The sequence below is a fragment of the Paenibacillus sp. B2(2019) genome, assembly GCF_008370385.1.
Lineage (GTDB): Bacteria > Bacillota > Bacilli > Paenibacillales > Paenibacillaceae > Paenibacillus_AQ.
The window spans coordinates 276989-290529 of sequence record NZ_VTZR01000021.1; the positions used below are offsets into that span (position 1 = coordinate 276989).

Consider the following 13541-nt stretch of genomic DNA (forward strand, 5'->3'; position numbering starts at 1 on the left):
AAAACTTGCTCAGGATCATGCAGGAGTGAATTGTTGTTTAACCTAACTCTTGGTATTATTCATATGACGGTTGTCCACATCATAGATTGAAATAGCAATGGAGGTATCTCTGATGAAAGTTATCATAGCTGATGATGAGCGATTAATTAGATTGGCGCTTCGTAGTATGATTGAGGAAACTTCCTTAAACATTCAGATTGTTGAAGCAAAGAACGGAATTGAGTTAGTAAGATTAGTGGATGAGTATCATCCTGAGCTCGTCTTTGTGGATATTCGAATGCCTGGATTGAACGGACTAGAAGCGATGGATCAAGGAAGCCGATTATCGCCTCATACACAGTGGGTTGTCCTTACAGGTTTCTCGGATTTCGAATATGCTCGGGAGGCTTTACGACTTCGAGTAGTAGACTATTTATTGAAACCGCTTGGACCAGATGATTTAAAGCATATTATGGACAAGGTTACTAGGGAGCATGAAGCAAAAGCCAAGCAAATATCTAATCTTTTTGAAACCGCTATCAATTCATTGTTGCATCAAACCCGAACCATAGAAGAGATCAGTCTGAAATCCCCAATACAAGATTATCTGTTTTCTATAACTTTGTTTTCAATAGACAGTCCTATCTCTGAACAAGAAAAGGCAAAGCTTCGCTTACAATGGATTCGAACGCTCAAAGAAACGTTTGCCAGACAAGTACCGTTCTCTAAGTTAGAACATGTAATTTCCTTCTTTACGTTTCCAAACGGGAGTATAGCTCAGATTATAGGATGGCATAAAGATGTAGAACAGCGAATGAAAGATTATTCGCCACAGCTGAATGTCGTGCTGAATCAATTAATGAAGGACTTTGAGACAAACCTTTGTATAATATCGGGAATCCAGTCTGAGAGCTTTATGGAGTTATTTGATCTTGAACATAGATTGCTGGTACTTCAGGGGCTGCAACCATTACTCCGTGTCTTACCTTCCAGAAGACTACGGTTGGAAGAGGAAGTACGGATAATTACGGATAAACCTTACTATAGAGATCTTAGTACGCGAGTTGATAGACTGTGTAAGCTTGCGAGCATGAAGGACTTTTTTCAATATACGAATGAATTGAAGCATTTAGAGCCGTTGATGAAATCTCTAGCTCATGAGGATCCTAAGGCTTTGGAGCATCTCCTTGAATCATTGAACATTTCTTTAGGAAGCAAACTGGAATTTACGATGCCAATAGATCAATGTATGAAGGTACTCCAAAGTGTTCAAGAGAATCGTTTGGCTGAAGAATCGCAAGTTGAATTAACGCAGGGGGATCTTGTTCAAAGAGTATTACATTATGTGAATTTGAATTATATGAAAGATATTGGAATTGGGCAAATTGCTATGGATATGGATGTCACTCCGAATTACTTAAGCTCATTATTTCATAAAAAAATGGGTGAAACCTTTACAAAGTATCTCACGCATATTCGAATGGTCAAAGCGAAGGAACTGCTGTTGAGAAACCCTGGTCTAAAAGTGCAAGAAGTAGCCGAGCAAGTCGGCTACTATAGCACACGTCATTTTACTAAGTTGTTTCTGGATCACTTTGATTGTTATCCGTCTGAAATGCATCAGAGGTCGGCATTAAGGAAATTGTAATCGTAGATGTTGTCCCTACACCGACAGTACTTTGAATATCAAAACGTGCGTTATCTTTGCCATAGGCAAGAAGCAAGCGTTCACGTACATTCTGTAAACCTACACCGTTCGTTATAGAAGGTGACTGCTTATCGGATATAAACCCAATACCATTATCCGAGATGCTGATCTGTATGCAAGCTATTCCATTCTCATGGGTTGTAGAAGCAGAGATGATGACAGTACATTCATGATTTGCTGGTTCACACCCGTGAATAATGGTGTTTTCTAATAATGGTTGAAGCAGAAGCTTCGGAAGTCGGAATGATCTCAACTCAGGATCGTAAGACATTTGGATGCTTAAACGATCATCGAATCGTAATTGCTGAAGTTCACCATATCGTTGTAGGAACAGAAATTCCTCTTCAATACTGGACCAATCATTATACTCAAGGGAATACCGAAGCATGCCGCTTAAGGCGAGTATGGCTTTTTCTAGCACGGCGCGTTCACCTGCACGATTCAGTCCAATCCATCCATTTAAAATATTATAGAGGAAATGAGGTTGAATCTGCGATTGTAGTGCGCGATACTCAGCATTTCGTTTCGCTAAATCGGTGCGGAATTCCCGGTTGATCATTTCATTTAATTGTATAATCATCTGATTCAACGCTTCGCCGAGGAGAGCTATCTCATCTCGGCCTTTTGTGTTGAATCTAGCTTCTAAGTTTCCCTGCCGTACTTTTCGCATGACTAGAATCATTTGTTTAAACGGATTTACGATATTACGTGACAGATATAGGAACAATACAAAGGTGACGAGAAGCCCTATCCCTAAGAATAGAAAGGCTACTGTATACAACCATCTTACTTTGGAGGCGGTTTCTTCCGCCGAGAGAAGTACTGTTATTTTCCATTCGGCTTGAGCGATGCTCTCAGTAACTTTGGCATAGTCTTTCCCTTTGACATCTACAAACTCTTGAGAATCTCCAATACCATTTAGTGCAGCTGTTGAGATGGGTTCACTGGAATAGAGCAACTGACTATTATTATCTTGAATAACAACGATTGAACTAACATCAAAAGAGATATCGCTTACGATCGTGTTCAATATATTTGTATCTGCATCTGCCATAATTACAGCTAGGGCACGCTTGGAATCCGGATCTTTAATGAGTCTAGCAACGGAGAATACTTGCTTTTCTTCAGCAAACATTAAATAATCACGTTTGTGTGCACTTATGAATGCTACATTCCCATCCGCAGCAAAAGCTTGTTTATACCAGTCTTGTTGCTGATAAGAAAAATCAGAAATGGGTCTCGCAAATTCTTTTGTATCGTTAACATATACTGTCCCGTCAGTTGGGATGAGTAGGGTGCCTAATATGTCTTTTCTCGTATTTTGTAGCATTAGAGGAAGCGTTTCATTTAGTGCGCGATCGGTAAGAAGCTTTATATAGTCGTTTGCCGTATCATATTGCTTGGTAGCTTTAAACTTCAATGCGTTCATAACATCTTCATTCCAGAAGGGCATCAAGGTTATTCGTTCCAAATCATCCAAATAAGTTTCAATATTACGAGCCATTGCTTTCAGGGTTCCTTCTGTTAGAACTTGTTTTTCCTCCGTTATCATGGTCTGGTAGTAATAGGGGATGACAAAACCAATGAGTAGAACGGGAATCATAATAGTTATGGCAAAAAGAATCATTAACTTAAACCTCAAAGTATATAAATGTTGCTTCAAGATATAAGAGCCACCTTTACTGTGTAGTGAAGTTTATGCATTGAAATGTCATCATAACGTAGTATTTCTCATTCGGATAGGGTGTGTAGATATCGTCGGAGCGATCGTAGTTTTAGTACATATGTAAGCGGCTACACCAATGATACATTTAGTATATAAAATAATTCTTATTAACCATAGGGGGAACGAAAAGATGAGAAAAAAATGGTTGTCAATGTCATGTCTTGTACTGGCATTAGCTACATCGCTAACGGCTTGTGGATCCAAGGATGCAGGAGACAGTTCTTCAAATTCATCAGAGGGTAAATCGGAGAAAAAAGTCACCCTAACGGTTTCGACAAATGTCGTGGGTGAGCAAGCAACGGTGCTTCAAACGATTGCAGAGCAATTTATGAAAGACAATCCTAATATTAAAGTGGATTTTAGTGCACCGGGGAAAGATTACGAGAACATGATGAAGGTTAAAATGGCTTCCAAGGATATGCCAGATGTATTCGCTACGCATGGATGGTCGAAGAATCGCTATGGTGAATATTTGGCTGACCTTTCGGGAGAAACATGGGCAGCGGATTTGGATGCATCTATTAAACCAAGCGTAACGGACGATTCAGGTAAACTTTATGTGCTTCCGATGGATCAGGATAAATCGGGTCCGGTGTATAACATTGATCTCTTGAAAGAATATGGATTAGAAGTTCCTAAGACTTATGATGAGTTTTTGGCGGCAGCGGAAGTTATAAAGACAAAGAGTAACGGGGAAGTAGCTGCAATTCACATTGGCGGCGCAGATGCATGGCCTATCGGACAGTGGTTTGATTTTATGGCAACACCACTGTTGATTAGTGCAGAACAGAATTCAGGACAAGCTCTGCTCGATGGTACATTTGATTGGATGAATTTCGATCAGCTACCGCAAATGTTCAAAGATATGCAAGATAAAGGATATTTAAACAAAGACGTATTAACTGCTAAATACAGTGATTCTGCTAAGGCATTCGCGGAAGGAAAGGCGGTATTTGGCTTCTATGGACCTTATTTTATTGAAGAGGCAAAGAAAATTAACGCCAACCTAAATGCAGGTCTTATGCCAATTCCTTCAATCCAAGCTGGGGATGTCCCAACGTTTGCTGGGGGAGAGAAGACAACTTGGGGCGTATGGAAAGATTCCAAAAATATCGAAGCTGCAAAGAAATTCGTTGCTTACTATGCACAAGCTGAGAATATTTCAGCTGTTGCAAAGTCAAACCAACTACCACCTGGATTAGGGAATGTGAAAATCGATGCAGGTGATCTAACAGCTTATTATGAACAATACGCAGAAACCCCAGTGTTACCTTTCTTTGATCGTGTCTATTTACCAAACGGTATGTGGGATGTGCTCTGTAAGAACGGGCAGGATATCCTTGCAGGTGGTATTAATGCAAGAGAATACTCCGAGAACATGAAGAAAGAATTCGATCGTCTCAGTGCAACCAAATAAAGAGAAAAAGTAAATTTGAAGACACCCAGGAGAGCTGGAATAAGGTCCTGGGTGTTTATTTTAAAGTTCGAGGAGAGAGGGATGGTGTAAGTGAAACGGAAAGTGTGGGGTTCCTCGACAATACTAAATGTCATGTACATCCCAGCGTTACTGTTTTTTGCCGTATTTATTTTTTATCCATTCATTGAAGGGATTCGTATTTCCTTTACAAATTGGGATGGCTACTCCCAGCAGTACAGCTATGTAGGTTTTGAGAAATACATCTATATGTTAACAGATAAGAATACATGGACAACGATGATTAATACGGTAGTCTATGGATTTGGTAGTACTATATTTCAGAATATCCTGGGTCTTGCTTATGCCTTATTTTTAGATCAGCAATTACGAGCAAAAGGACTCATAAGAACCATCGTTTATTTACCGGTTATTATCAGTTCGTTAATTATGGGTTACATCTGGTATTTCTTCTTCCAATTTGATGGGGGAGCCGTCAATGATCTCTTAGCAATATTTGGTGCACAGCCAGTCGACTGGCTAGCAAACGGACCACGGGCAGTTGGGATAATTACCTTTGTAAACACATTCCAGTTCATGGGTGTTGCCATGACTATCTTCGTGGCTGGATTACAGTCTATTCCGAAAGATTACTATGAGGCCGCTTCTATTGACGGGGCAAACTGGTGGTCGCAATTCAAAAACGTCACACTTCCGCTGTTAATGCCAGCGATAACGATTAACGTTGTCTTGAACATCATTGGTGGTTTGAAGCTGTTTGATGTAATCGTAGCGATGACAAACGGGGGACCAGGGTATGCTTCTTCTTCCTTGTCCACGATGATGTATAATTTATACTTTGCCAGACAAGATGCAGGTTATGCAGCGGCTTTAGGTAATGTTATGTTCTTATTTATTGCGGCTGTCAGTATTACCTCATTGATCCTCTTGAAGCGAAAAGAGGTGAAGTTATAACATGCGAACTTTAAAATATAGTGTTCTAACTTTAATAGGAGTCATTCACTTAATTCCGTTCTACATCTTACTGGGGATGGCACTCAAGCCAACAGAGGATACAAGCTCAAAGTGGATATTTCCAACGGATATGACCATGGAGAATTTTATGAAGGCTTGGGATCAGGCTCATTTGAGTCAGGCGCTTATGAATAACGTCATTATTACAGGATGCTCAGTGGTCTTAATTGTAATGGTTGGTGCATTTGCTTCCTATCCATTATCACGTTTTCAAACGAAGTGGAATCAGTTCATTTATTTACTATGTATCTCTTGTATGATCGTTCCTGCATTGACGATTCTCGTCCCTCTGTATTCGATGATCGTTGAATTGGGCGGAATTAATACTTACTGGGCTATAATTCTGACGCAAGTGACATTTCAGCTACCATTGACGATTTTCTTATTTACTGGATTTATTAGTTCGGTTCCGAGAGAATTGGATGAGGCGGGTTCCATTGATGGTTGTAGCAAATTTATGATTTTCTTTCGCATTATTCTACCGCTTCTGAAACCAATAACAGCAACGGTTATTATTCTTACGGGACTTAATGTGTGGAATGACTATCAATTCTCTATCTTCTTTTTGCAAAAAGTTTCAGTACAGACGATACCAGTTGCACTATCTCAGTTTATCTCACAGTTCCAGAACCAAATTAGCTGGGTAGCTGCGGGATGTGTAATCGGGATGTTACCTGTTACAATTCTTTATTTATTCTTACAAAAATACTTCATCCGTGGTCTAGCGGATGGTGCTGTTAAAGGTTAGGTGAAATCGTATGAGCATTGTGTATGACGAAAATAAACGTATTTTTCATCTGCGATCCAAAAAGACTAGTTATATATTTCAAGCTGATTCACGTGGCTATTTAATTCACTTGTATTGGGGACAAAGTGTATCGGACGGAGATCTAACACAGTTCCTACCCATTGTAGAAAGACCTTTCTCCCCGATGACGGATAAAGAAGAGCCCTATTTCTCGCTTGATGTGGTTGCACAAGAATATCCAGGCTACGGTACATCGGACTATCGGCAACCGGCGTACCAGATGTCCTTCATGGACGGATCAACCGCAGCGGAGCTACTCTATCAATCTCATCGTATCGTTTCTGGAAAGCCGAGGTTAGAAGGACTCCCAGCAACTTACGTTGAGTCTGATGAGGAAGCAACTACGCTGGAAATCATGCTTCTTGATCCGGTTTCTCAGATGGAAGTATGTTTGAGCTATACCATTTATGAGAGTTTCGGAGCCATCATAAGATCAGTTCGTTATGTGAATCGTGGTGAACAGGAGATTAAATTACTCCGTGCTTTGAGTGCGAGTGTGGATTTTCATTATCAATCCTTAGAATGGATTCAGTTGTCAGGAGCATGGGCGAAGGAACGCTGGTTATATCGTAATTCACTTGCACCGGGTATTCAATCCGTTGAAAGCCGTCGTGGATCAAGCAGTCATCAGCACAACCCGTTTATAGCTTTGGTTCAGCCAAGCACGACAGAAGACCATGGAGATGCTTACGGGTTTAGCTTCGTTTACAGCGGGAACTTTTTAGCTTCCGTAGAAGTGGATCAGCATCAGACGACTAGAGTTAGTATGGGCATCAATCCATTTGATTTTAATTGGCTTCTTGAACCGGGTGAGTCATTTCAAACACCGGAAGTGGTGATGGTCTATTCGAGTCAAGGATTAGGCGGGATGTCACGACAGTATCATAAGCTGTATCGTACGCGGTTGAGTCGTGGGTTATATCGCGATCAAGCTCGCCCTATTCTTGTGAACAACTGGGAAGCGACCTATTTTGATTTCAATGAAAAGAAGATTATAAGCCTGGCAGATGAAGCCCAGAACATGGGAATTGAATTGTTTGTACTGGATGATGGTTGGTTTGGAGGACGAGATAATGACCGCACTTCCCTTGGGGATTGGTTCGAGAATCGCCGTAAATTACCGAATGGACTCGCTGGATTAGCAAAGGAGCTTAATGATCGAAAGTTGAAATTCGGACTTTGGCTGGAGCCAGAAATGGTCTCTGCTCAAAGTGAGTTGTATCAAGCTCATCCCGATTGGTGTCTACATATTCCTAATCGTCGTAGAACTGAGGGCAGGTTCCAGCTTATGTTGGATCTATCTCGACAAGAGGTGTGTAATGCCTTGATAAACAATTTAAGTGAGGTGTTATCTTCTGCACCTATTAGCTATGTGAAGTGGGATATGAATCGAAATATGACAGAGATTGGCTCGCTCTCTCTATCCCCAGAGCGCCAGCGGGAGACCGCTCATCGATATATGTTGGGTTTGTATCATGTTTTGGAGACGATCACAGAACGCTTTCCGCATATTCTTTTCGAGAGCTGCTCAGGCGGTGGAGGACGATTTGATCCAGGCATGCTGTATTACATGCCGCAAACGTGGACGAGTGATAACTCAGATGCAATTGAACGTTTAAAGATCCAATATGGCACTAGCATAGTCTACCCTATAAGCTCGATGGGAGCCCATGTCACTGCTGTACCCAATCATCAGGTACATCGAAATACGCCGCTGAGTACACGTGGAGATGTCGCGTTGTCTGGTAATTTTGGTTATGAGCTGGATTTGGAGAAGATGACAGAAGTGGAGAAGAGGCTTGTTCAGGAGCAGATTAAGCAATGTAAGGATGTCAGATATTTAACGTTTAACGGGGATTTTTATCGCTTAAGCAGTCCATTTGAAGGCAATGAGACAGCTTGGATGTTTGTGTCTGAAGGTCAAGAGGAAGCATTAGTCTTCTGGATTAAGGTCTTGGCTGAGCCAGCGGAACCGCTACGTCGTCTGAAACTGAGAGGCTTAAATCCGACGGATGTATATGTGGAACAAACGACAGGTATGGAATTACATGGAGACACATTAATGCATGCAGGTGTACAAATCCCAATCACGTTAGGTGATTTTCAAAGTGTGAGCTGGCATTTCCGGCGTGTAACGAACGCATAGAATATAGAATAGGGCTATCTTCTCTCATGGCGAAACGTTGTGAGCTAAAGATAGCTCTATTTTTTGTCTGGGTGGAGAGGTAGACAGGAGAAATGAACGCTTCGACAGTAGAACTGATACATATAAATCAAATTATGACCATGATAATATTTCGTTGTAAGCGTTATCAAATATATAAAAGGAGAAATTACATGTCTAAAATGAATAAAAGGATGGTAAGTGTGATTTTGTTGTTCTGCATGATCGGATCGTTGTTTCCTGCAGGATTTTGGCCTGTCACAAAGGCCCATGCGCAATCCAGGAATTTGATCGTAAACCCGAGCACGGTAGCTGAAACGGTCTATGAAGATGTGATAGACCATCCAAATACTGTAGCTAAAGCCGTGTATACCCTATCAGACGAGGTCAAGCCCATAACGCTGCAATCTTCAAATAGGCTGTTGGAGGATACCTTCACATGGGCAGTTGGCCAGGCGCTTGGGTTTGTACAAACGGGTAAATCCGGACCGAATAACGTGAATAATGGTGGCGGTCAAGCCGGCCCTTTTACCTATATCCCATCTTATTGGGCGGGATATAAGCATCGTACTGCGTTTTATAGTAGAGACTTTGTTCACCAGTCTGCAGGGGCGCATATGATTGGACTTGATCAAGAGAACTTTAGTATGTTTCATACATTTGCCAAAGGGATGACCGAGGCCAGAAAGTGGTACACCCTTTGGGCGTTTAACTTTGATGGCTCTAATTATACGATTGACTGGAAGAACGATAACAACTTCGTACGGGAGGTACCGGCCCAGTTTGAGTTAGTCGAAAAAGCATACAAGCAATACCTTTGGACAGGAAATGACGAGTATATTAATGATCCATATATGTGGGATTTCTATACGAAGGTTATGACTGATTTTATTAAGGCACATGATTCAAACGGCAATGGCGTTGCTGAAGGTACTGGCGGAGGTATTTTCTCAGGAGCAGTAAGCTATAACGAAAGAAGTGACGAACCTATTATCGAAGCTGGGGATGCAATAGGATCGCAATATCAAGCAACACTAGCGTATGCAAATATGTTACTGGCAAAAGGTTTGAATGCTGAAGCTACTACTTTCTTTAGCAAAGCGAAAGAATTGAAAGATTATTTTAACAAGGAATGGAGCGTCAAGGACGGTGACACAATAGGAAACTATGTTAGAGCGTTGAATATTGACGGGGTAACAAAATACAACGATTTCGGCAAAGAGAACAGCTGGTTCATGCCCATGAAACTTATCACCGACCCAGGCCAAAGAAATAGTCAATACCTGGATTATATTTCGAGTGAAATTGGTGATGGATTGATTTATGTAGATAAGAACTCCAAAGCCAAGCTGGACAAGCCAAATTCGCCTGCGAATATTGAAGCATATTCCTATTTGCCAGATACGTTCTATCCATATAATAGAGTGGATGAAGGTTGGAAATGGCTAAAATTCCTCATGGAAACGAGGGAGAATAGACATGAGTTATATAACTCGGGTACGTTGACAAATGGAGAATATCCGGAGATTTCTTACACGATTATCGGCAACATCATTGAAGGGCTGATGGGGGTTGAACCTAACGCGCCGCAGCATGTTATTGTGACTGCTCCAAGGTTGTCCAGAGAAGTTCCAGACGTAAAGGTGAATGCCCTCAAGCTTGGAGACAACGAAATTAGTGTAGCTCATGCTGGCAATACCAAAACGGAGCTCCAGAATACTTCAGGAGAACTCCCCATCACATGGGAAGCGCGTTTTTATGGCGAATATCCAACGATTAATCTTGATGGAGTTGACCAGAAGGCTCTGCATAAAACAGTAAATGGCGTTAAAGTAAGCTATGTTACGACAACGGTTGAAGTAGGCTCAACAGTGATTGCAGAGGCAGTTGCATCCGGCACAGTGGATGAGAAGACAGTAGCCCCTTCTAGTGATAAACAAACAGGTACTTATCATACAACAATTACCGTTGCTTTAGAGACTGCTACAACTGATGCGAAAATCTATTACACATTGGATGGAACAAGACCGACAAGAGACTCAAACCTCTATACGGGTCCGTTTATCATTCAAAAAACTACTGAATTAAAGTTGTTTGCAGCTAGCGAAACGATTTTGGACAGCGATGTGATTTCTTATAACTATACTATTGATGCAATGACTGTTGAAAAGCCAACTTCTAATGTGGAGCCTGGCACGTATAGTGCACCATTTTCGCTCGAGTTAAGCACAACCACTGCAGATTCAGACATCTATTACACGACTGATGGTAAGACTCCGACCAAAAGCAGCTTGAAATATAATGGGCCTATTAAGATTTTAGAAACAACTACAATAAAAACGATAGCTTATAAGAAGGACTGGGTAGATAGTCCGGTAGAGACTTTTAACTATGCAATTGTTTTGCCAAAGACTACTATCCCTACAGCAAGCAAGGCATCAGGACGTTACGATAAGGGTATCCAGGTTAGCCTTGAATCTGGAACGGAAGGCGCTTCAATATACTATACAACAAACGGCGATATGCCTACGAAGGAGAGTACCCTGTATACAGGTGCAATCGATCTATCCAGATCGACTTCGTTAAAGGCTATTGCTGTAAAGGATGGGTATACGAACAGCGAGATCGTATCTTTTGTATATATCATCATGGACTCACTCCCTGAAACAGCCACTAAATCTGTGTATATTTCTGACTTGGACTGGGTAAGCGCAACAAGTGGCTGGGCAGGTCATCCACCGCTTAAGGATCGAGCGATTAACAACAACAAAACACCAATTAAAATTAATGGAGAAACTTTTGAAAAAGGAATCGGAACTCACGCCACTTCAACCATTGTATATAACATAGGCGGTGCCTATGGGACATTTAAGGCTGTTATTGGTATAGACGATGTGAAGAACACCAAAGGCTCACCAAGCACGATGTGGTTTGAAGTTTTAGGGGATGGATTATCACTTTATAAAAGTCCAACTTTAGATACCATAAACGGCCCTGCACCAGGCATTCCTATAGAAGTGGATGTAACAGGTATATATGAGCTCACGTTATTTGTGAATGATGCAGGCACGCCAGTGAATAATCCAACGAACAGCGACCATGCTGATTGGGCTGACGCTCAGCTCATACCGCGTAAAGCTGAAGTTTCACCGACAGCGGCTGAAATCGCAGCGACCCTTACAACGATCGCGGCACCAGCAAAAGATGCTACGAAATTAACGCTGCCAGTTGTACCGGCAGGGTATACTATTGCAATTAAGACATCAAGTTCGACTAATGTAATTGCACTTGACGGGACAATCGTGCCACCTAGCGAAGAGACGGTCGTAGATCTTGTATTGGAAGTTACGAGAGCGTCCGATGATACCAAAGCAAGTACAACAAGCATAGTAGTTATTGTGCCAGCCAAGACCACTAGTACTCCTGAAGATCCAGGTCCAAGCAATCCTAAACCGGAGACCACTCGACCGGATACGCTAGTTGTGAGGAGTGAAGATCTTGCGAAATTAGCAGCAAACGGAAAGGTAACGATTTCAGCTACCGATGATCAAAAGTATATTGTAATACCTGCTAATACAGCTCAGCTACTCGGTCAAAATCAGTTAACGATCCAGACCAATAGATTAACGCTAGATCTTTCGAGCGAATGGGTTCAACAATTGGTCAACAGTATTTCTAACGATAACCTGAAGGACAGCAGTATCAAATTTACGATCAACCCATTGCCGGAAGCCGAGGCTGATAAACTCCTAGTTAATGGGGATTATTCCCAACGGGTTAAGTTGTTAGGTGAAGTGTTTAATATTAGCTTGTCGATCATGAAAGACGGGGAGGAAACTCGCGTTACTACATTCAATAAACCAATCACTATTCGCTTAAAAGAGGATCCATATCAAAATTCCAAATTGGTGGGTATCTACTATATCTCCGATAGTGGAGTACTCGATTATATTGGTGGGGAATATATGGATGGCGAATGGGTTGCGCAGATTAACCATCTCAGTAAATATGCTGTTCTAGAAGTAACGAAAACATTCACTGATGTGCCGGCTAGTCATTGGGCTGCTAATGTCATTCAAGAATTGGCGTCGAAGCAGATCTTAAGTGGAACGAACGAAAAAGTGTTTGAGCCAGAACGTAAGGTAACCCGTGCTGAATTTACGACAATGCTGGTTCGAGCGTTTAAACATAAGCAAACAAGCGAATTGAAAATCAGTTTTGCTGATGTGATGTTGAACGATTGGTATACCGAATCCATTTCTATCGCCGTCCAAGCAGGTATTGTGACAGGAAAGAGTGACACGATTTTTGCTCCAAACGCTCAAATTACACGTGAAGAAATGGTTACGATGTTGATGCGGGCATACGAAATCATAAACGGTAAGACAGCGATAAACCCTGACTTCTCATTCAAGGATGATTCTAAAGTTTCGCCGTGGGCTGAACAATATGTAAAGGGGGCAGGAAGCTTACTGTTGATTACAGGACGCTCCGACGGGATATTTGAACCAAAAGGCATTTCCACACGTGCGGAAGCCGCTCAAGCGATTTATAATTTGGTAAATAAATAGCAGAATTAGAGAGAGACAAAATAGACTTCAAACGGATCATCCCTCCAGGATTGAATTGTGGAGGGATTTATTTTGGTCTGTTTGGTTGACATAAATAGCGAAGTTGTGTTAAATTTATCTTAAGTTAAAGATATTT

7 protein-coding genes are annotated in these 13541 nt (G+C 41.5%); 6 read left to right on the forward strand and 1 reads right to left on the reverse strand.

Translation table 11 applies throughout. The annotated features are described in order from the left end of the window. The first annotated feature begins 112 nt into the window (after nucleotides 1-112). Nucleotides 113-1627, forward strand: a complete 1515-nt coding sequence (locus PAENI_RS20340; protein ID WP_188114631.1) for a response regulator — start codon at nucleotides 113-115, stop codon at nucleotides 1625-1627. Here PAENI_RS20340 and PAENI_RS20345 read toward each other — a convergent pair. Further along, complete coding sequence (locus PAENI_RS20345) at nucleotides 1554-3350, reverse strand: cache domain-containing sensor histidine kinase (RefSeq protein ID WP_149646531.1); 1797 nt, start codon at nucleotides 3348-3350, stop codon at nucleotides 1554-1556. The genes PAENI_RS20340 and PAENI_RS20345 overlap by 74 nt on opposite strands. Before the next feature lie 193 nt (nucleotides 3351-3543). On the opposite strand from PAENI_RS20345, the gene PAENI_RS20350 reads away from it, so the two are divergent. From PAENI_RS20350 to PAENI_RS20370, 5 genes are all read left to right on the forward strand, one after another. Beyond that, on the forward strand, nucleotides 3544-4830 hold the full coding sequence (locus tag PAENI_RS20350) for an ABC transporter substrate-binding protein (protein WP_188114632.1): 1287 nt from the start codon (nucleotides 3544-3546) through the stop codon (nucleotides 4828-4830). Between the two features lie 132 nt (nucleotides 4831-4962). Further along, on the forward strand, nucleotides 4963-5802 hold the full coding sequence (locus tag PAENI_RS20355) for a carbohydrate ABC transporter permease (protein ID WP_149646616.1): 840 nt from the start codon (nucleotides 4963-4965) through the stop codon (nucleotides 5800-5802). 1 nt (nucleotide 5803) lies between these two features. Beyond that, nucleotides 5804-6610 (forward strand): carbohydrate ABC transporter permease, encoded by an 807-nt coding sequence (locus PAENI_RS20360; RefSeq protein ID WP_149646533.1) that lies wholly within the window; start codon nucleotides 5804-5806, stop codon nucleotides 6608-6610. Between the two features lie 10 nt (nucleotides 6611-6620). Continuing rightward, nucleotides 6621-8816: an alpha-galactosidase gene (locus PAENI_RS20365; RefSeq protein WP_149646534.1), complete on the forward strand. Its 2196-nt coding sequence runs from the start codon at nucleotides 6621-6623 to the stop codon at nucleotides 8814-8816. A gap of 191 nt (nucleotides 8817-9007) precedes the next feature. Next, a complete protein-coding gene (locus PAENI_RS20370; RefSeq protein WP_188114633.1) occupies nucleotides 9008-13405 on the forward strand; it encodes a chitobiase/beta-hexosaminidase C-terminal domain-containing protein in 4398 nt (1465 codons plus the stop codon). Nucleotides 13406-13541 lie beyond the last annotated feature (136 nt).